The sequence below is a fragment of the Mesorhizobium sp. BH1-1-5 genome (assembly GCF_020165615.1).
Taxonomy (GTDB): domain Bacteria; phylum Pseudomonadota; class Alphaproteobacteria; order Rhizobiales; family Rhizobiaceae; genus Mesorhizobium.
Window position 1 is genome coordinate 86,067 of record NZ_JAIUIM010000020.1, and the last position, 19,133, is coordinate 105,199.

A 19,133-nucleotide genomic window follows, 5' to 3' on the forward strand; every position below is an offset into this window, starting at 1 on the left:
CGTAAAGCTTAGTAGTCGTCGCTCTTTTCCGGCGGTACCAGACCTTCGATGCCGGCGAGCAGATCTTCCTCGCTCATGCGATCGAAAGTGATGTTCTCCTCGGCGTCGTCGGCGTCGGCCGCAACAGCGGTCGCGCCGGTCTGATCGGTGATCGTCTCGCCCTCGGCCTCCGGCTCGTCGACCTCGACATGCTTCTGCAGCGAGTGGATCAGATCTTCCTTGAGGTCATCGGGCGACAGCGTCTCGTCGGCGATCTCGCGCAGCGCGATGACCGGGTTCTTGTCATTGTCGCGCGGAACGGTGATCTGCGCGCCCTGGCTGATCTGGCGGGCGCGATGACCGGCGAGCAACACGAGCTCAAAACGGTTGTCGACCTTGTCGATGCAATCTTCAACGGTTACGCGGGCCATGGACTGCCCCTTTCATGCGATGGATTTGATGGAAAGCTGGCGCGCTCCATAACGCGGGCGCGGGCGAAATACAAGCTTTATGGCGGCGACGTCAGCCTTGCGGGCCGTTGCCCGGCTCAGCATCGGGGCCGCGCCATGATGCCGCTCACATAGTTGCGATCACAATTGCTTGCAATGTGGGGCCTGCCCTTGGATATCCATAAATTGCGCGTTATCTCGGATGTGACGGCACAGAGGCCCAATTTGTCGGACCTATTCGTCAAACGCTTTTAGACGACAGAAATTTTCGAAAGGGATGTTTTTCAATGTTCGATCCCCGTGAAAAGATCGCTCTTTTCATCGACGGCGCCAATCTCTACGCCACCTCGCGGGCGCTGGGCTTCGACATCGACTACCGCAAGCTTCTGTCGAACTTCCAGAAGCGCGGCTACCTGCTGCGCGCTTACTATTACACCGCGCTGGTCGAGGATCAGGAATATTCATCGATCCGGCCGCTGATCGACTGGCTCGACTATAACGGCTTCAAGGTGGTGACGAAGCCCGCCAAGGAATTCACCGACTCGACCGGCCGCCGCAAGATCAAGGGCAATATGGACATCGAGCTGACCGTCGATGCGCTGGAACTCGCCGATGTCGTCGACCATTATGTCATCTTCTCCGGCGACGGCGACTTCCGCACGCTGGTCGAGGCGCTGCAGCGGCGTGGCCGCAAGGTGTCGATCATCTCGACCATGGCCTCACAGCCGCCGATGATTTCCGACGATCTGCGCCGCCAGGCCGACCATTTCATCGATCTGGTGACGCTGAAGAACGAGGTCGGCCGCGATCCCTCGGAGCGGCCGGTGCGCCGGCCGGAACCCGCCGAAGTCGACGAGGACGATTATTGACGAGCGGCGGCCTTGAGCGCCGCGCCCTCCCCCGAACCCGGCCATGACTGCCCGCTCTGCCCGCGGCTGCATGATTTCATCGGCGCCTGGCGCAAGCGCGAGCCTAGCTGGTTCAACGCGCCGGTACCGACCTTCCTGCCGCCCGAGGGCGAAGGTTCGGTCAGGCTGCTGATCGTCGGGCTGGCCCCCGGCTTGCGCGGCGCCAACCGTACGGGACGCCCGTTCACCGGCGACTATGCAGGCGACCTGCTCTACGGCACGATGATCGCGCATGGCCTGGCGCGCGGCGAGTTCAAGGCGCGGCCGGATGACGGGCTCGAGCTCGTCGGCACGGCCATCACCAATGCGGTGCGCTGCGTGCCGCCGGAGAACAAACCGGTGGGCGCCGAGATCGCCACCTGCCGCAGCTTTCTAAAACCAACGATTGCGCGCTTCCCCAATTTGCGCGCCATCCTGACGCTGGGCTCCATCGCGCACCAGTCGACGGTGCGGGCGCTGGGCGAGCGCGTCGCGGCCATGCCGTTCCGCCATGGCGGCCGGCAGCAGGCCGGCGGCATCGTGTTGTTTTCCAGCTATCACTGCTCGCGCTACAACACCAATACGGGCGTGCTGACCCAGGAGATGTTCGTCAACGTGTTCAAGGAGATTGCGGCGTTCCTGAAGAACTAGATTCAGGACGCCTCGATGGTCCGGCGACTATACCGGCAGCAACGCATGCGGCTTCACGTCGCCGATCGAGGCATAGGTGTGCGTCTCCTTCACGCCCGGCAGCGCGAGGATGACCCGCGTCAGGAAATCCTGATAGGCAGCCATTTCCGAAATTCGCGCCTTCACCAGATAGTCGAAGCCGCCGACGACCATGTGGCATTCGAGAACCTCGGGCGCCTTGGTCACCGCTTCGGCGAAGCGTTCGAAAATATGAGGCGCCGTATGATCGAGGCGGACCTCGATGAAGACGAGCGTGCCGCGTCCTATCTTGGCGGGATCGAGCACGGCCCTGACCGCGGTGATGTAGCCTTCCCGAAACAGCCGCTTCACCCGCAGGCTGGTGCCGGTCGGCGACAGGCCGACACGCGCCGCCAGATCAAGGGTGGTGCGGCGCCCATCCTCCTGCAACAGCCGAAGAAGATTGCGGTCGACCGCGTCGAGATCGCTTGCTTCTGGATTCACTCTGGAACTGCCTTTTTGATGTGAATTCCGCTACCATTTTCCAAAAAGAGCGTATTTCAACGCGGAAGCCTGAACAATAGCCTGCGCTTTCGCCGCAGCGGTGGAGACGGTCTTCACCTCCGACGACATATGGGTGGCAGGTCGTGGCAGACGCAGGAAACGCAGGAAACACGAGACTGGCGATTATCGCGGGCCTCACCATGATCGGCATCTACGCTATCCAATTCGTCGCCGCCCGCTTCAGCCTCCGGGAGCATCTGACGGCGACAGATCTGGCCGCCTTGCGCTTTGGCGGGGCGGGGGCGGTCTTTCTGCCGATCGTCTGGCGCAGCGGCTTCGCAAACATGAGGGCGCTGGGCTGGAGACGGGCTTTGGCATTGGCGGCGCTGGCCGGCTTGCCTTATCCGCTGATCATCAATTGGGGCCTGACCTATGCGCCTGCCGCCCACGCGGCCGCGCTCTGTCCTGCGTCGATCGTCTTCTTTTCGTCCCTGCTGTCGCGTGTCTTCTTCAATGACAGCGTTTCCCAGCAACGGACTATCGGCGTCGTCGTGATTGTAGCCGGCCTTTTGCTGTTCATCGCGCCAGCGCGTGACGGTGCCAGCAGCGTCCTCATCGGTGATATTCTTTTCATCGGGTCCGGTCTTATGTTTTCGACCTATGCCGTTCTGGTGAGGCAGTGGCGTGCCGATCCGGTCACGGCGACAGCGGCGGTTGTGCTCCTGTCGTGCCTGCCGTTGCCGCTTCTCTATCTCTTCGCGCCGAGCCATATCCATGCCGCGAGTGCCATGGAGATCGTCAGCCAGATCGTCATTCAGGGGATTCTGGCCGGCGCCGCGGCCATGTTCCTCTACACTTACATCGTCCGCCAACTGGGGCCGCAGGCGGCATCCCTGTTCCTGCCCGGCATACCGATCGCCACGGTGCTTGTCGGCATGGCGGTGCTCGGCGAAACGCCGATGGCGATCCAGTTCGCGGCCATCGCGATCATGGCAGCGGGAATGGCCTTCTCGGCGATCGGGAGACGTGGTGCCGGCGCAAACCTGAATGCGCCGGCGCCAGGCGGATCGTGAGACTTTTCAGCGATATACGCAAAACGCCGCAGAAACAGATTCGAGACTGCCGCCGGGCACTTACGGCGTCGGCGCAAACAGCGCGGCCAGCGTCTCGCGGCCGCCCTTCAGCACGTTCAGATCGACATCGCCTTCGATGCCGTCGACGCGGCCCATATTGTGATACTGCCAGTAGATCCAGTCGTTCTCGCCCGGCCTGATCGCCAATGAGCGCAGCCAGCGCCGACGCGCGATGATCTCGCCGGAATACGCGTCGGCCGCCTCGTCGGTCAGATAGAAAATCGCCTGCTTGCCGAACGCCGCCTCGACAGGACCGAGGAAAGCGGCAAGCTCGGCGTTCAACTGCTCAGGCGACGGGCGCTGCGGACAGTTGCCGCCGAATTCGATGTCGACCACCGGCGGCAAAAGCGGCTCGCCGCGCGGCACCACCGAAATGAAGTTCTTCGCCTGGTCGGCGCCAGGGCGGCAGAAGGTGAAGAAGTGATAGGCGCCGACCGCAAGGCCCGCGGCCCGCGCTTCGCGCAGATTGGCCGTGAACAAGGTGTCGACATGGGTGCCGCCTTCGGTCGCCTTGATGATGGCGAAGGCGACATCGTCGGCCGCGACGCGTTGCCAGTCGATCTTTCCCTGGTGGTGGGAGACGTCGATGCCCCGGATCGGGAACTCCGCACGGTTCGGTGAAAAGCCACGGAACCAGAAGAAGGCGCCCGCCGCGACGGCACAGGCGACAACCACGCCGGCAAGGCCCCAGAAAACGACCCGCTTCCCCAAGACCACCCCCGTCGGAAATACTGTTCGGGCCGAACCAGAAAGCTGACCGGTGGCTTTTTTCAGGCGGCGAACGCCACGAGCCCGAGAACTCAGCCGCGCTCCTTCAGCAGCCGACCCTTCTCGCGCGACCAGTCGCGCTGCTTTTCGGTCTCGCGCTTGTCGTGCAGTTTCTTGCCGCGAGCGACCGCGAGCAGCAGCTTGGCGCGGCCGCGGTCGTTGAAATAGATTTTCAGCGGCACCAGCGTCATGCCCTCGCGCTCGACGCTTTGCGAGAGCTTGGCCATCTCGCGCTTCGAGACCAGCAATTTGCGGCGCCGGCGCGGCTCGTGGTTGAAGCGGTTGGCCTGCAGATATTCCGGCAGATAGGAATTGATCAGCCAGATCTCGCCGCCCTCGGCGGAGGCATAGGATTCCTGGATGTTGGCCTGGCCCTGGCGCAGCGACTTGACCTCGGTGCCGGTCAGCACCAAGCCGGTCTCGATCGTGTCGAGCACCTCGTAGGAAAAGCGCGCCTTGCGGTTTTCAGCAACGGTCTTGTTGTTGGGGTCGGCTTTCTTGACTTGATTCATAATGCGGAGAGGTGGCGCCTCATCCCTAGTTAATCAAGCCGGCGTGCTTGAGCGCCGCATCGATCTTTTGCGCAGTCGAGGTCTCGACCGTGACCAGCGGCGAGCGCACCACATTCTCGATCCTGCCCAGCTTCGACAGAGCATATTTCGACCCGGAAACGCCGGGCTCCATGAAGATCGCCTCATGCAGCGGCAGAAGCCGATCCTGCAGGTCGAGCGCCTTGGCGCTATCGCCGGCGAGCGTCGCTTCCTGGAATTCGGCGCACAGCCGCGGCGCGACATTCGAGGTCACCGAAATACAGCCGACGCCGCCATGGGCGTTGAAGCCGAGCGCGGAGGCATCCTCGCCGGAAAGCTGGATGAAATCCTTGCCGCAGGTCATGCGCTGATAGGAGACGCGCTCGACCTTGCCGGTCGCGTCCTTGACGCCGGCAATGTTCTTGAAGTCGTGGCGCAGCCTGCCCATCGTCTCGGGCGTCATGTCGATCACCGAACGCGGCGGGATATTGTAGATGATGATCGGCAGCTTGGTGGCCTTGGCCACAGCGGCGAAATGCTCATAGAGGCCGCGCTGCGTGGGCCTGTTGTAGTAAGGCGTGACGACAAGGGCGGCATCGGCGCCGGCCTTTTCGGCATATTGCACCAGCCCGACAGCTTCCTCGGTGTTGTTGGAGCCCGCGCCGGCGACGACCGGTACCCTGCCCTTGGCCACCTCGATGCAGACCTTGACGACCTGGCGGTGCTCATCATGCGACAGCGTCGGCGACTCGCCGGTGGTGCCGACGGGAACCAGACCCTTGGTGCCCTCGGCGATCTGCCATTCGACGAAAGCGCGAAAGGCTTTCTCGTCGAAGCGCCCGCTCTTTTCGAACGGTGTCACGAGCGCAGTCAGCGAGCCTCTCAGCATGTCGTCCAAACTCCTTGGAACTTTGTCGGCTTTATGCATGTCGTCGTCCCAAAACCGGTTCCCACTTTTGGGCGACATGCATCGGTGTTCATTAGATCGGTTGGTTGCGCGCCTTCTACCCGAAAGCGAAGCCGCGCACCATAGTCTCGACATGGTTCAGCGGCAAGGATCGCAATAGAGCCAGCGGGTGTAATTCGAACGGCCTCGATAACCTTTTGTTTACGAGCCCTTCACCACCCAAGTTTAGAGTCTGTTTAGGCTTTCCAGGCCCCGTACCCGCTGACGATGTGCTAGGATTGAAGCAATGCCGACGAGGCGGCCCCATCTTTTCGCGCTTTTGGGCGCGATCGTCGCGCTGACGCCTACGGTGGCGATCGGCGGTAGCGTCGACGTGCGCGTGACGGCTGCCATCCCCGCGCCCGACGCACCGCAGGCGCCAGGGCAGACGTCGACCGCCCCGTCCTCCGACATAGCGCAACTGAAGAGCGGGCTCGATGCGCTCGCCGCCAACGATATTGCAGGCGCGCGCAATGCGCGCGACACGCTGCCCGCCACCTCGCTCGACCGCCACATCCTTGCCTGGGCAATCGCGCTTTACGGCGGCGACAAGGTGCCGAGCGGCGAGATTGCCGATGCGGCCAAGATGCTGCCTGGATGGCCCGGCACGATCGCACTGCGCAGGAACAGCGAGCGCGCGCTCTATCGCGAGAATCCGCCGCCGCAAGTGGTGGTGCAGGCCTTCGGTCGCAGCCTGCCGCTGACGCCCGAGGGCGTGATCGTCCTTGCCCGCTCGCAGGTGGCGCTGGGCAACAAGGCTGCGGCGCGCGCGGTGCTGGTGCCGTTCTGGCGCACGGAGAAGCTGGAAGCAAAGGACGAGGCGACCGTCATCAAGGAGTTCGGCACGCTGATCCCGGCGGCCGACCATCGCTACCGCATGGAGCGTATGTTCTATGCCGACCGGCCGTCGTCGGCGCTGCGCGTCGCAGGTCTCGCCGGAGCGCAGCCCCTGGCGGATGCGTGGGCGGCCGCCGACAAGGGTGACAAGAACGCCGCCAAGCTGTTGCAGGCGGTGCCCGCGGCGCAGCGCTCGGCCGGCTATTTCTTCGCCGAGGCGGAGTATCTGCGCAAGCAGCAGAAATTCGCCGATGCCGCTGCTGTCGTGATGAAGGCACCGACCGATCGCGATTCTTTGGTCGACCCCGATGCCTGGTGGGTCGAACGCCGTGTGCTGTCACGCGAGCTGGTCGACCAGGGCGACATGAAAACAGCCTACAAAATCGTCTCCATGCACGCCGCCGAGAGCCCGCCGAGCGCCGCTGAAGCCGAGTTCCACGCCGGCTGGTATGCGTTGCGCGGTCTCAACGACCCGGCGACCGCCGCCGGGCATTTCACACGCATCACCGAGCTCGCCCAGGGACCGGTGTCGCTGTCGCGCGCCTATTACTGGCTCGGCCGCGCGGCGGAAGCCGGCGGCCCAGGCAATGCCAAGGACTATTTCACGCGCGCGGCCAGCTACGGCACGACCTTCTATGGCCAGCTCGCCGGCGAGCGCGTGGGCTTGAGGACCCTCAACATCGTCTATCCGAAACCGAGCGCGGCCGACCGCCAGAGCTTCGACGGTCGCGAGGCGGTGAGCGCGATCAAGCGGCTGCAGGATGCGGGTTATGACCGCTACGCCGAAACGCTCTACCGCGACCTTGCCGGGCAGCTGACCAGCCCGGGCGAGCTGGCGCTGCTTGCCGTGCTGGCCGAAAAGCAGGGCAACCATTTCATGGCGCTCAAGGTCGGCAAGATCGCCGCCCAGCGCGGCATCGATGTCGGCGCGCTGTCGCATCCGCTTGGCGTCATTCCCGATTCGGCCAATATTTCGGGATCCGGCAAAGCGCTTGCCTATGCCATCGCCCGCCAGGAAAGCGAGTTCAACGTCGGCGCCGTTTCCAGCGCCGGCGCGCGCGGCCTGCTGCAGTTGATGCCGGGCACGGCCAAGCAATTGGCGAAGAAGGCCGGCATGAGTTTCTCGCAGACACGGCTGACGACAGACGCCGGCTACAACGCGACGCTGGGCTCGGCCTTTCTCGGCGAGCAGCTCGACCGTTTCGGCGGTTCCTATGTGCTCACCTTCGCCGGCTACAATGCCGGCCCGAACCGCGCCGCCCAGTGGGCAGCGAAATACGGCGACCCGCGCGGCAAGGACGTGGATGCTGTCGTCGACTGGATCGAGCGGATTCCCTACACGGAAACAAGAAGTTACGTGCAACGCGTGATGGAGAATTACGAGGTCTACAAGATGCGTATTTCAGGCAAATACGACATCGTGGGCGATCTCGTGAACGGGAGGAGCTGAGGGCACTTCCCCTTCTCCCCTTGTGGGAGAAGGTGTCGCCAAAGGCGACGGATGACGGGTGCTCCAGGGAACGCCAACGTCTCACTTCGCTGGAACACCCCTCATCCGTCTCGGCGCTATCGCGCCGATCCACCGCCCGGGGCGAGCCACGGGTCTCGCCCCGTCCTTCGGACCCCACAAGGGGAGAAGGAGAAAAGCTTGCTCATTTGACGATCCCTGCCCTCGCCTGTAGCTGTCGGTCACCTCAGCGAGGAACGACATTGCGATGGCGAACGACGTAGGTTTCTCCGACTTCTTCTACCCCGCGCCTGACGGCCTGAAGCTCCATGCCCGTATCTATGACGAAGCAAATAACGAAGACTGGCCGGTCGTCTGCCTGCCCGGCCTGACCCGCAACGCCCGTGACTTTCACGAACTGGCGCTCCACCTCTCGAGCAAGGCGGAAAGGCCGCGGAAAGTCGTCGCCTTCGACTACCGCGGTCGCGGGCAATCCGACCGCGATCCCGATATCGGCCATTATAATGTCGGGGTCGAAGCCGGTGACGTGCTTGCAGGGCTGTCTGCGCTGGGTATCGAACAGGCCGCCTTCATCGGCACGTCGCGCGGCGGGCTGATCATCCATGTGCTCGGCGCATTGAAGCCGGCCGTGTTGAAAACCATCGTGCTGAACGACATCGGCCCGGTGATCGAGGTGGAGGGCCTCGCCCATATCCGCTCCTATCTCGACCGTGCGCCGAAACCGAAGACATTCATCGAAGCGGCGGATGCCCAGCGGCGCGTGCATGGCGCCGATTTCCCGGCGCTCACCGACGCCGACTGGGCGCGGATGGTCCGGGCAATCTGCCGCGAGACGGAAGCCGGCTGGGTTCCGGATTTCGATCCGGCGCTGGTCGACACGCTGGCCGGCATCGACTTCAGTAAGCCGCTGCCGGATTTGTGGCCGCAGTTCGACGCGCTTGCCGCCATTCCGCTGCTTGCCCTTCGCGGCGCAAACTCGAAACTGCTTTCCACGGCGACGGTTCAAGCGATGCGGGAGCGGCATCCCGGCATGGAACAGATCACCGTCGAAGGACAGGGCCACGCGCCCTTCCTCGAAACCGGGGACCTGCCCGGGAAGATCGCCGCGTTCCTCGATCGGATCGAATAAATGAAGTAAAGCCCGAGACTATCTCAGTCCCGGGCTTACCATCGAAATAAAGATTTGCAACAGCCGGCGAGGCCGATCCGCTCGGTCTATTCGCCTTTCGAGCGCTTGCGGGGCGCCTTGGCCGCTTCCTGCCCTTTCGCTTTCCGAGCCGGCGGGGCAGACGTCGGCGTCGTGAGGGGCGAAGCGAAGACGGAAGCTTCGGCCGAGCGGGACGACGCTTCGTCGCCGCGTGGCTTCTCGAGAACGACGACGCAGCCATCGAGATCGTTGGTCGCCAGATGCGCGTAACGCATGGTCATCGACAATGTCTGGTGGCCCAGCCACATCTGGACGCGCCTTATGTCGATACCGCCCTGGACGAGACGTGAAGCACAAGTGTGTCGCAGGATATGCGGCACCACCTGCTCGTCGGCGCCGAGACCGACTTCCGTCTTCGCTTCGTTCCAGATCGCGCGGTACTGCGCCTGAGTCAGCTTGGTGAACGGGCCTTTCGGCCTGCGTCCTTCCGTGTTTGGCGGCAGCTTGATGACTTCCTTGACGCGTTCGGTCATCGGAATGGTGCGGCTGCGGCCGGATTTGGTGATCCAGAAAGAGACCCGGTGTTCCTGGATGTCGTTCCAGATCAGGCCGAGCGCCTCGCCGAGACGGCAGCCGGTATCGACCAAGAAGACGGAAAGCCTATAAGCGTCCTCGCTACGGCTCTTGATCGCCGCGAACAGCCTGGCTTCTTCGTCCCTTTCGAGGAAACGAATCCGTCCCGCCCGCTCCTTCTGGCGGCGGAATTCGGGCAGGCTGTGGATATCTCCCATCTTATGCGCCTTACGCAGCAATTTGCTGAGGGCAGCCATCTTGCGATTGATGGTTGCGTTGCTGTTGCCGCGCTGGCGCAATGTGCCGATAAGATTGTCCAGGGTGTTCTGGTCAAAGGTGCTGAAACGTTCTCCGAGCAGGATCTCGTCTATTTCACCGATGAAAGAGCTGACATTGTATTTATGCCGCCCGTCATCCCAGAGTATATCTCGATAAGCTGCAAAAAGCTCCCCGATCCTATACGATTTTACTTCTCTGAGCTTGTTATACGTGTAGTTAAACTTCGAATTCTGAGAAGAGAAAAACGCAAAATGACCAGAGGCCTCGGCCTCTTGAACCGCTTCGTTCGACATTTCTAGCCACACCCCCTGTGGTTAAGGGACCAGCCCTAACCGCTCGGAGATGTCCTTTCAAGAGTTTTCGAATCTTGTCGACGACCTCATCCGCGTGTTGCGGAACCCACAAGATCGCTCAACAGACCCGATCAGCTTACCGTTTCACCCCCATCCTTTCGTTTGAATTGCCGCAGTCGCGAAAACAAAAACGGCCCCGGCGTGGAAACGCCCGGGCCGGATTTCACCTGTAGGGTTCCAGCCCTTAGAAGTCGCGCTGGAAGCGGACGAAGCCTCCGAGGGCGTTCTTCTTGCCGTCCGGAATTTCGGTCCAGTTGTAGCCGTTCTTGTCGTGGTCGTTGTGAGCCCAGTCAAGTTCGGTGATGACCGAGAAGCCGGGAACGATCGTGTAGGCGACGTTCGCCGCGAGACCGAATTCCTTCTTCTGGTCATACGAGACCTGGAGGTTGAACGAGGTCTTCTCGTTGAACTTGTAGGTGCCACCGCCCCACACAGCCCAGTTGCCGCCCCACGGCTTGTAGAAGTTGCGCGGAGCATTGTCGTCGGTGCCGTAGCCGCCGATGACGAACAGCGAGAAGGCGTCGTTGACGTTCACGTCCAAGCGAACCTTGCCGGCCCACTCTTCCCAGTTGCTGTTGTAAGCGACGACGCCGCTGATGCCGCCCCAACCCTGGGTCCACTTCACGCCGCCGACGATATGCGGCACGTAGCTGTCGATAAGCTCGCTGCCCGCATCATAACGGCCACCGTCAACGGTGTGGGAGGTGGCGCGGTCGGCGTAGTGATAGCCACCGTAGGCATTGCCTTCTTCGAAGGAGATGATCGCCGAGAAGCCGTTGCCAGCGTCGAAGGTGTAGCTGATCAGGTTGGTGTCGAAGCCGCCGTAGGGAACGATGGTATCGTTGATGACCGAGCCGGCATAGCCCTGGAAGGTGTCGAAGGCCGATTCGTCAGCGCCGATGCGCAGGCCGCCGAGCTGAACCCAAGCAAAGTGCGAGTTGACGTCCGTAGCACCGTCGTTGAAGTCGAAACGGGTCTCGGTATAGGTCTTCAAGGTGCCGAGCTCGGTTTCCTGGCCGGTCCAGGTCTTCAGCGCGAAGCGGGCATTTTTGTGCCAGGAACGCTGCGAGTCGCCGTTCATGACGTCGGCGGTACCGCGACCCGTGAACGAGCCAGCCTCACCAGCCGAGGCGTCGTAGCGGAGATAGCCGCCAACGCGCAGGCAGGTCTCGGTGCCCGGGATGTAGAAGTAGCCGGCGCCGTACACGTCGCAGATCTTGACGTATTCGGCCGGTTCCGGCTCGGCGACGGTCACCGCGTCCGCGGCGCGAGCACCGGAAACTGCGACCAGAGCCGCAGCTGAGCCGAGAAGAAGGCTCTTGATGTTCATTTTCTGACCTCCAGTCAAAAGTTAAAAAACGGGTCTGGGTATTTTTTGCTGAAGGACAGCGTTCCCTGCCCCATCCCCACTACCGAAAAAGATGCGCACCGCGCCGCTCCTTCGAAGCTGACATTACCCATGAGCCGGCGCCGTTCAACCACGATCGTACCGCCGCAACGGCTGTCCGGGCGCTATCGCCGGGCGTTGTTGCACAAATGACACGATTTGGCCTCACTCAGAAAGCTCTCGTTAACCATCGAGGTCGGTGCGGCCGCCGAATCCGCCCATTTCCGGCGATCGGCCGGCTGCATTGCGGCGGCCTGGCGAGTCGCCCTGCCGGGTTGTTGCCGCAGAATCGCCTTGGGAGGGGTTTGTCGCGCGCGGCGCGGGGGAAGATGGCGGAGAGGATGGGATTCGAACCCACGAGAAGCTTTTGACCTCTACTCCCTTAGCAGGGGAGCGCCTTCGACCACTCGGCCACCTCTCCGTCGCGCCGCTGGATAAAGAAAAGCGCGGGCACAATCAACAAGCCGACGCCATAATCGCCGAAAAATCCTTCGGACGGCAGCTGCGACAGCGGGCGCCATACCGGCATGACACCGGATCATGAGCGGCGGATCGGGACTTGCGCAGCCTTTCTGAGCCAAGCCCCAGCGACTTCATCCGAACTCCGTCGCACATCGGCAACCGGACGGGCAACCGCCCGAGCAAATTCCCTCCGCTTGGCCGCCTAAGGCGAAAAAGAAAGCAATAACAAGGCATTGGTGGCGATTTCGACCGATGGCGCCTATCGCTTCCGTCCGATTCTGACTGGAGGTCAGAAAATGAACATCAAGAGCCTTCTTCTCGGCTCAGCTGCGGCTCTGGTCGCAGTTTCCGGTGCTCGCGCCGCCGACGCGGTGACCGTCGCCGAGCCGGAACCGGCCGAATACGTCAAGATCTGCGACGTCTACGGCTCCGGCTACTTCTACATCCCGGGCACCGAAACCTGCCTGCGCATCGGCGGCTATGTCCGCTATGACGCCGGCTTCGGCGATGTCGGCACGTTCACCGGCGCACGCGCCGACGACGTCGTCAATGGCAAGAACCAGGGCACCTGGTACAAGGACGCCCGCTTCACGCTGAAGACCTGGACCGGCCAGGAAACCGAGCTCGGCACGTTGAAGACCTATACCGAAACGCGCATGAACTTCCAAAATTCGCCCTTCGACAACGGGGCTGGCAATAGTGCTCATAACAGCTTCGATATGCACTTTGCCTGGATTCAGCTCGGCGGCCTGCGGGTCGGCTTGGACGAATCGGCCTTCGACACGTTCGTCGGCTACGCCGGCAACGTCGTCAACGACACCATCGTTCCCTACGGCGGGTTCAAGACCGGTGTCGTTCAGTACTACTTCGACGCCGGCAACGGTTTCTCGGCGATGGCCTCTCTCGAAGAAGGTTCGGGCGGCGCCGACCAGGCGGCGCCAGGCGCTACTTATGGTTATGGTGTCGGGACGATCGACAGCTATGTTCCGCATGTCGTCGGCGGCCTGAAGTACACGCAGGGCTGGGGTGATGTCGTCGGCGTCGTCGCCTATGACAGCAACTACGAATATGTATCCGGCAAGGTTCGCCTGGACGTGAACGTGACCAACGAACTGTCGATTTTCGGCATGTTCGGTTACGCCAGCGAGGGAAAGCTTAACGACTTCAACGCCAACCCCAACACTGCCTTTGCGAACGGTCGCGGCTTCTACAAGCCGTGGGGCGGCAACTGGGGCTTCTGGGCCGGCGGCACCTACAAGTTCAGCGACAAGGCCTCGTTCAACCTTCAGGTGTCGGGTGATCAGTGGAAGGACTACGGCATCGCAGCCAACATTGCCTACACCGTTGTTCCCGGTCTGACGGTCACGCCCGAAATTGACTACCAGCACGTCGGTTCGGAAGCTTTCGACCGCGGCAACGTTTGGGCCGGCTCCGAGAAGAAGAACTCCGTCGGCGCTATCGTCCGCTTCCAGCGCGACTTCTAAGACCAGATATTTCTGGGGAGACAGGAGAACCCGGCGAGCAACTGCCGGGTTTTTCTTTTCTGTTTGATGGATGTCCCAAAACGGCTGCGCGGTTCGGGTGTCGCATCAGCAGTATATCCGAGGCGCCGTTAGAGCGTTTCACCGTTTCACGGAAACGGCGAAGCGCTCTATCTCCTTGTTTTTTGCGCAATTCCGGACGGAAGGCTACGGCCAAAGCACCGAGCCGGAATTGGTTGAAGCCGCCCCAACCTCGTCATTCCATGGCGGAGCAAGGAGCGAAGCGACGCGGCGCAGACCATAGAATCCATGCCGCGACTTGGAAGCGTCGCTGCGGTGCAGAATTTTGCTCCGCAGCGCCCTACGATCAAAGTTACGGAGTGGATCCTCGGGTCTGCGCCGCGTCGCTTCGCTCCTTGCTCCACCCGTGGATGACGATCGCGATGGGCGTTTCGGCCAAATCCCCAACGCATGCCACTTGCCAACGCAAACAGACCCGACCGGTCAAAATCCCTGTGCGGTGCCACTAGGCGTTCGACCTGATTGCGCCGCACCGCGATGGAAAGCTTTAAAATTCCGGGGAAACGGCGCCCCGAAGCAGCCGCACCCGTGATCGAAAGTCAAACGTCGGCGAGGTCGCCCAACGCTTCAATCAATGGCTGTATCTGACGTTCGTAATTCTTCCAGCGCTTCACGGACGATTTGTAGATCGGCTGACGAACCTGCCAGCGGCTGGGCGTGGTGACGGCCCCTTCCCGATCGAAGAAGCGCAGGCATGCGTCATCCCAAGGCAGGCCGAGATGATCGATGAGCCGGCGCGACTGTGCCTCTTGATCCTCGACAAGCGTCTCATAGCGATTTTCAAGGATACGGCCTGGGGAAACCTCGTTCCAGTGACGCATCAGGCGGTCATATTCCCGATAGTACAGGCCGAGTGCCCGCAGGTCTGCATTGTAGCTGTGTGACGAGCTGAAGGGCAGGACATAGCATGACACGCAATTGTCGATGGCATCGCGGCGGCAGTGAACGATGCGCGCATTGGGGAACAGAAGGGCGATAAGACCGACCAGCTCAAAATTGTGCGGCTCCTTGTCGACGACGCGGAGCGCAGCAGGCGCACGCTCCCTGAGGTAGGACAGATGCTCTTCGGCCAGCGTCCTGGTCAGTTCCGGTGTAAGGGAATTGACGGTCTTGCTCAGATCTTCTGCCGACGATTTGAGGTCGATTGCGTTTGCCACACGCCTTAGTTTTGCAAGTTCCCCCGCGCCGTGAACTTCGGGATGACTGGCCAGGATCTGCTCAGTCAGTGTCGTTCCGGAACGGGGCATGCCAACCACGAACACAGGGAGATCGGAAGGATCGCCAAGGCCAGACGCGGCGGCAAACAGGCCGGGCGTGAAGATTTCAATCATCGAGTCCACGAAACGACGATACTGATCGATGTCGAACTTGTAGCCGGCGGCCTGCTTGGCCTTGTTGAAATGGTCGAATGCTTCCGCGTAGCGCTTGAGGTCGTTCAGCACTTTACCGGCGGCGTAGTGAAGGCTCTGCACGCCCTCCGCCTTAAGCCCCGGACGGTCGAGTTCGCGAACGATCGATTGGAGCTCCGGGGGCTCTTCGGTAAACTTCCGGATCTGCACGAGCTCGTAATAAGCAGCCGCTGCGTCGACGCGTCGTTCAATCGCCTCTTTGAGATACCCGCCGGCCTCGTCCATACGCCCAAGGCCAGTGAGCGTAGCGGCCATTCCGATCCGCGCCTTGGGGTGGTCACGGTTGATTTTCAGCGCCTTCTCGTAAAGCGGCAATGCCAAGTCGGGCTTGCCGAACTGGGTATAAACACGCCCCAAGGCGCACAAGGCCTCGACGAGATCGGGCTGTATTTCCAAGGCATGCCGGATGTATCTGATGGCGGCCGAGAATTCGCTCAGCTTAGCATAGGCCTCGCCGAAGCTGAGATGGTAGTATGCGTTTTTCGGCTCCTCTGCGACCGCGCGCGCGAAATAGCGCAGAGCCGCCTCGTCGTCGTAGCCCAGGCTAACCGTGCCCATGATGTACAGGGCCAGCGGATGGTTTGGTGTCCGCGCCAGCACTTCAAGGCATAAGTCCTGTGCTTCGCCAAGCCGTTTCGCTTGTTGGTGCTCATAGGCCTTCTTCAGCAACGCGTCATCGGCCTGTGCGCGTGCAAACGAATTTGTTTTCGGCAGACTTGGCTGTGGCGGACTTGCCTGGGGCCATCCGGGTTTCGGCGTGGCGGCGGATTTGAGGTGTTTTGCCCAAGCAGGCGGCAGACGATTGTTCATCATGCCTGCTACCAATAAAGTACCGATGGAATCCAGTCAAAGCTGGGTGAGCAGCGAGCCTGTCGTTCAAGTATCCGCGAGATCGCCAAGCGCCTCGATCAGCGGTTGAATTTCGTTTTCATAGTTTTTCCAGCGCTTGACCGACGTCTTGTAGATCGGCTGCCTGACCTGCCAGCGGCTCGCCGTGGTCACGGAACCCTCCTTGTCGAAAAAGCGCAGGCAGGCATCGTCCCACGGCAGGCCGATGTATTCGATCAGCCGGCGCGACTGTGCCTCCTGGTCGTCAACGAGCGTCTCATAGCGATTCTCGAAGATACGGCCCGGAAGCACCTCGTTCCAATGCCGCATCAGGCGGTCATATTCTCGATAGTATAAGCCGAGGGTTCTCAGGTCATTGCTGTAGCTGTGATAGCTATTGAAGGGCAGAACGAAGCAGGAAACACAATTGTCGATGGCGTCGCGACGGCAGTGAATGATGCGCGCCTTGGGAAAGAGCAGGCTGACAAGGCCGATCAGCTCAAAATTGTGCGGCATCTTGTCGACGACACGCAGCGCCGTGGCCGACCGTTCTGCGAGATAAGACAAATGCTCGCTGGCGAGCTTGTTCGACAGTTCCGGCGTGATTGAATCGGCACGCCCGTTTAGCTTTCCGGCCAATGAGGGCTTGAGGCCGATGGCATTCGCAACCCGCCCCAACCTAGCAAGTTCCCCCGCGCCGTAGACATCGGGATGACTGGCCAGGATCTGTTCCGTCAGCGTCGTCCCGGAGCGAGGCATGCCAACTACGAAAACCGGCACTTCGGAGGGATTGCCAAAGCCGTGCCCGGCGGCAAACAACCCGGGGGTGAAGAGTTCGATCAGCGCGTCGACCCACCGACGGTACCGATCGATGTCGAATGGCTTCGAGACCTGTTTCGCCTTCCGGAAATGATCGAACGCCTCATCATAGCGTTTGAGATCGTTGAGCACCTTGCCCGCGGCATGGTGGAGCAGCCGGGAGCCGCCCGGATCGAGTTTCGAATTGTCAAGTTCACCAAGAACCGCGCGGAGTTCCGGAGGCTCGTCAGTGAACTTCCGCGTATTCACCAGGTAGTAATAGGCGCTCGGTACATTGATGCGCCCCTCTATCGCCTGGTTTAGACAAGCCGCCGCTTCGTCCATGCGCCCCACGCTGCTGAGGGCATTGGCGAGCCCCACCCTGATCTCGGGATGATCGGGGGCGATTTTCAGGGCCTTCTCGTAAACCGGCAACGCCAGATCGGGCTTATCGGAGTCCACATAGATGCTTCCCAAGGCACTGAGAGCCACGACTAGATCGGGCTGCAGTTCCAGAGCGCGTCGCATTTGCTCGATCGCCAGCGAGTGTTCGCCGACCCTCGCATAGGCTTCGCCCAGGCTGAGTTGATAGTAGGCGTTCCGTGGTTCCTCCGCCGCGGCGCGGGCGAAATATTGCAACGCCGTCTCGTCGTCATAGCCCAGGCTTATGGTTCCCATGATGTAAAGGGCGCGCGGGTGATTTGGCGTGCGCGCCAGAACCTGCAGGCACAGATCCTGAGCCTGCTTCAGGCGCTTGGCTTGCTGATGGTCATAGGCCTGCTTCAGCAGCAGGTCGTCCGACTGCGCGCGTGCGTCCGGTCTCGAGGGATTCGCATGCGGCAATCCGGGCCTGGGCGCCGGAGCGGACGGCTTGGATACCGCACCGGACTTGATATGTTTGGCCCAGGCGGGTGGCAGACGGTTGTTCATGGCGCTTCGCTAGCAAAAGAAGCTGCCGGAATCCAGCCCGGACGAGACCGTGCCCCGGGCGAGGGGTCCCGGACCCCAGCTTGCACCGGCCGGGGGATCACGCTAGCAAGTACGCCCCTTCCACGCGAGCTATTGCCATGCGCCAGCGCCCCTCCCTCACGCCAATCATCGGTGCGCTCCCCACCACGGTGCCGTTCGTGGGTCCGGAGGCGCAGGAGCGTGAGCGCGGCCGGCCGTTCCGCGCCCGCATCGGCGCCAATGAAAGCAGTTTCGGGCCTTCGCCGCGCGTCATCGCCCGTATGGAGAGCGTCGCCCGCGACCAGTGGATGTATTGCGATCCCGACAATTACGAGCTGAAGGTGGCGGCCGCCGCGCATCACGGCGTGGCCGTCGAAAACGTGGTCGTGGGCGAAGGCATCGACGGCCTGCTCGGGCTGGTGGCGCGCATGTATGTCGGCCCTGGCGATGCCGTGGTCACCTCGCTCGGCGCCTATCCCACCTTCAATTTCCACATCGCCGGCGTCGGCGGCCGCCTGGTGACGGTGCCCTATGCCGACGACAAGGAGGACCTGGGCGGGCTTCTGAGCAAGGTCGCAAGCGAAAAGGCGCCGCTGGTCTATCTCTCCAATCCCGACAATCCGATGGGAAGCTGGTGGGAGGCGCCGGACGTCATCCGCTTCATCGAGGCGCTGCCGGAAACCACCATGCTGGTGCTCGACGAGGCCTATGGCGAGCTGGGACCGGCCTCGGCGCTGCCGGCGATCGACGTCGCGCGGCCGAACGTCATCCGCATGCGCACCTTCTCCAAGGCTTACGGGCTTGCCGGCATACGCTGCGGCTACGCCGTGGCGGAGGCGGAGGTGATCCGCGACTTCGAGAAGATCCGCAACCATTACGGCGTCAGCCGCATGGCGCAGGTCGCCGGTCTCGAGGCGCTTGCCGACCAGGACTACCTGCGTTCGGTGACGGCGCGCGTGGCGGCAGGCCGCGAGCGCATTTCAACCATCGCCAGGCAGAACGATCTCAAGCCACTGCCGTCGGCAACGAATTTCGTCACCATCGACTGCGGCCGCGACGGCGCCTTCGCGCTGAAAGTGATGCAGAACCTTTTGTCGCGCGACGTGTTCATCCGCAAGCCGATGGTGCCGGTGCTCGACCGCTGCGTCAGGGTCAGCGTCGGCCTCGACCATGAGCTCGACATCTTCGCAGAGGAACTGCCGGGCGCGGTTGCGGCGGCGCGGGGGAACTGACCAAAC

The 19,133-nt window shown here is 62.0% G+C and carries 17 protein-coding genes and 1 tRNA gene; 7 read left to right on the plus strand and 11 right to left on the minus strand.

What is annotated here, in order from left to right; translation table 11 throughout:
- Window positions 1-8 precede the first annotated feature (8 nt).
- On the minus strand, window positions 9-410 hold the full coding sequence (gene rpoZ / locus LB572_RS24470; RefSeq protein WP_140807592.1) for a DNA-directed RNA polymerase subunit omega: 402 nt from the start codon (window positions 408-410) through the stop codon (window positions 9-11).
- 305 nt (window positions 411-715) lie between these two features.
- Between rpoZ and LB572_RS24475 the strand changes: the two genes are divergently transcribed.
- Window positions 716-1,297: an NYN domain-containing protein gene (locus LB572_RS24475; protein WP_140807591.1), complete on the plus strand. Its 582-nt coding sequence runs from the start codon at window positions 716-718 to the stop codon at window positions 1,295-1,297.
- 12 nt (window positions 1,298-1,309) lie between these two features.
- A complete protein-coding gene (locus tag LB572_RS24480) occupies window positions 1,310-1,966 on the plus strand; it encodes a uracil-DNA glycosylase (protein ID WP_224669530.1) in 657 nt (218 codons plus the stop codon).
- A 27-nt stretch (window positions 1,967-1,993) separates the two neighbouring features.
- On the opposite strand, the gene LB572_RS24485 is transcribed toward LB572_RS24480, so the two are convergent.
- The gene (locus LB572_RS24485; protein WP_140807589.1) at window positions 1,994-2,467 is read right to left on the minus strand and encodes an Lrp/AsnC ligand binding domain-containing protein; all 474 of its coding nucleotides are present in this window, start codon (window positions 2,465-2,467) and stop codon (window positions 1,994-1,996) included.
- A gap of 143 nt (window positions 2,468-2,610) precedes the next feature.
- Between LB572_RS24485 and LB572_RS24490 the strand changes: the two genes are divergently transcribed.
- Window positions 2,611-3,540 (plus strand): DMT family transporter, encoded by a 930-nt coding sequence (locus LB572_RS24490; RefSeq protein ID WP_224669531.1) that lies wholly within the window; start codon window positions 2,611-2,613, stop codon window positions 3,538-3,540.
- A gap of 60 nt (window positions 3,541-3,600) precedes the next feature.
- On the opposite strand, the gene LB572_RS24495 is transcribed toward LB572_RS24490, so the two are convergent.
- From LB572_RS24495 to dapA, 3 genes are all read right to left on the minus strand, one after another.
- Window positions 3,601-4,311 carry a GH25 family lysozyme gene (locus LB572_RS24495; protein WP_224669532.1) on the minus strand — a complete coding sequence of 237 codons (711 nt, stop codon included), beginning with the start codon at window positions 4,309-4,311 and terminating at the stop codon, window positions 3,601-3,603.
- An 89-nt stretch (window positions 4,312-4,400) separates the two neighbouring features.
- Window positions 4,401-4,880, minus strand: a complete 480-nt coding sequence (gene smpB / locus LB572_RS24500; RefSeq protein ID WP_112095724.1) for an SsrA-binding protein SmpB — start codon at window positions 4,878-4,880, stop codon at window positions 4,401-4,403.
- 25 nt (window positions 4,881-4,905) lie between these two features.
- Window positions 4,906-5,787 (minus strand): 4-hydroxy-tetrahydrodipicolinate synthase, encoded by an 882-nt coding sequence (gene dapA / locus LB572_RS24505; protein ID WP_224669533.1) that lies wholly within the window; start codon window positions 5,785-5,787, stop codon window positions 4,906-4,908.
- Between the two features lie 304 nt (window positions 5,788-6,091).
- Here dapA and LB572_RS24510 point away from each other — a divergent pair, with 304 nt between their 5' ends.
- Together LB572_RS24510 and LB572_RS24515 are read left to right on the plus strand one after the other, a co-directional pair.
- Window positions 6,092-8,131, plus strand: a complete 2,040-nt coding sequence (locus LB572_RS24510) for a lytic transglycosylase domain-containing protein (RefSeq protein WP_224669534.1) — start codon at window positions 6,092-6,094, stop codon at window positions 8,129-8,131.
- Between the two features lie 265 nt (window positions 8,132-8,396).
- Window positions 8,397-9,278 (plus strand): alpha/beta fold hydrolase, encoded by an 882-nt coding sequence (locus LB572_RS24515; protein ID WP_224669535.1) that lies wholly within the window; start codon window positions 8,397-8,399, stop codon window positions 9,276-9,278.
- Window positions 9,279-9,364: 86 nt separating this feature from the next.
- On the opposite strand, the gene LB572_RS24520 is transcribed toward LB572_RS24515, so the two are convergent.
- The 4 genes from LB572_RS24520 to LB572_RS24535 all read right to left on the minus strand — a co-directional run bounded on the left by LB572_RS24520 (window position 9,365) and on the right by LB572_RS24535 (window position 12,417).
- Window positions 9,365-10,441: a tyrosine-type recombinase/integrase gene (locus LB572_RS24520; protein WP_140811371.1), complete on the minus strand. Its 1,077-nt coding sequence runs from the start codon at window positions 10,439-10,441 to the stop codon at window positions 9,365-9,367.
- A gap of 244 nt (window positions 10,442-10,685) precedes the next feature.
- On the minus strand, window positions 10,686-11,831 hold the full coding sequence (locus LB572_RS24525) for a porin (RefSeq protein WP_224669536.1): 1,146 nt from the start codon (window positions 11,829-11,831) through the stop codon (window positions 10,686-10,688).
- 387 nt (window positions 11,832-12,218) lie between these two features.
- Window positions 12,219-12,309, minus strand: a tRNA-Ser gene (locus LB572_RS24530).
- Window positions 12,271-12,417 (minus strand): hypothetical protein, encoded by a 147-nt coding sequence (locus tag LB572_RS24535; RefSeq protein ID WP_181179952.1) that lies wholly within the window; start codon window positions 12,415-12,417, stop codon window positions 12,271-12,273. Before LB572_RS24535 ends, LB572_RS24530 begins: the two co-directional genes overlap by 39 nt.
- 229 nt (window positions 12,418-12,646) lie before the next feature.
- Between LB572_RS24535 and LB572_RS24540 the strand changes: the two genes are divergently transcribed.
- The gene (locus LB572_RS24540; protein WP_224669537.1) at window positions 12,647-13,834 is read left to right on the plus strand and encodes a porin; all 1,188 of its coding nucleotides are present in this window, start codon (window positions 12,647-12,649) and stop codon (window positions 13,832-13,834) included.
- A 617-nt stretch (window positions 13,835-14,451) separates the two neighbouring features.
- Here the strand turns inward: LB572_RS24540 and LB572_RS24545 are convergent.
- Together LB572_RS24545 and LB572_RS24550 are read right to left on the minus strand one after the other, a co-directional pair.
- Window positions 14,452-16,131, minus strand: a complete 1,680-nt coding sequence (locus LB572_RS24545; protein ID WP_224669538.1) for a tetratricopeptide repeat-containing sulfotransferase family protein — start codon at window positions 16,129-16,131, stop codon at window positions 14,452-14,454.
- Between the two features lie 66 nt (window positions 16,132-16,197).
- Window positions 16,198-17,877, minus strand: coding sequence for a tetratricopeptide repeat-containing sulfotransferase family protein (locus tag LB572_RS24550; protein WP_224669539.1), 1,680 nt, complete (start codon window positions 17,875-17,877; stop codon window positions 16,198-16,200).
- Between the two features lie 137 nt (window positions 17,878-18,014).
- Between LB572_RS24550 and LB572_RS24555 the strand changes: the two genes are divergently transcribed.
- On the plus strand, window positions 18,015-19,127 hold the full coding sequence (locus LB572_RS24555; protein ID WP_224669540.1) for a pyridoxal phosphate-dependent aminotransferase: 1,113 nt from the start codon (window positions 18,015-18,017) through the stop codon (window positions 19,125-19,127).
- Window positions 19,128-19,133 lie beyond the last annotated feature (6 nt).

Coding starts and splice junctions, on each gene's coding strand:
- LB572_RS24535 (WP_181179952.1), bottom strand. CDS start 12,417: ATGCCGGTATGGCGCCCGCTGTCGCAGCTGCCGTCCGAAGGATTTTTC.
- LB572_RS24510 (WP_224669534.1), top strand. CDS start 6,092: ATGCCGACGAGGCGGCCCCATCTTTTCGCGCTTTTGGGCGCGATCGTC.
- smpB (WP_112095724.1), bottom strand. CDS start 4,880: ATGAATCAAGTCAAGAAAGCCGACCCCAACAACAAGACCGTTGCTGAA.
- rpoZ (WP_140807592.1), bottom strand. CDS start 410: ATGGCCCGCGTAACCGTTGAAGATTGCATCGACAAGGTCGACAACCGT.
- dapA (WP_224669533.1), bottom strand. CDS start 5,787: ATGCTGAGAGGCTCGCTGACTGCGCTCGTGACACCGTTCGAAAAGAGC.
- LB572_RS24555 (WP_224669540.1), top strand. CDS start 18,015: ATGCGCCAGCGCCCCTCCCTCACGCCAATCATCGGTGCGCTCCCCACC.
- LB572_RS24525 (WP_224669536.1), bottom strand. CDS start 11,831: ATGAACATCAAGAGCCTTCTTCTCGGCTCAGCTGCGGCTCTGGTCGCA.
- LB572_RS24520 (WP_140811371.1), bottom strand. CDS start 10,441: ATGTCGAACGAAGCGGTTCAAGAGGCCGAGGCCTCTGGTCATTTTGCG.
- LB572_RS24475 (WP_140807591.1), top strand. CDS start 716: ATGTTCGATCCCCGTGAAAAGATCGCTCTTTTCATCGACGGCGCCAAT.
- LB572_RS24545 (WP_224669538.1), bottom strand. CDS start 16,131: ATGAACAATCGTCTGCCGCCTGCTTGGGCAAAACACCTCAAATCCGCC.
- LB572_RS24550 (WP_224669539.1), bottom strand. CDS start 17,877: ATGAACAACCGTCTGCCACCCGCCTGGGCCAAACATATCAAGTCCGGT.
- LB572_RS24540 (WP_224669537.1), top strand. CDS start 12,647: ATGAACATCAAGAGCCTTCTTCTCGGCTCAGCTGCGGCTCTGGTCGCA.
- LB572_RS24515 (WP_224669535.1), top strand. CDS start 8,397: ATGGCGAACGACGTAGGTTTCTCCGACTTCTTCTACCCCGCGCCTGAC.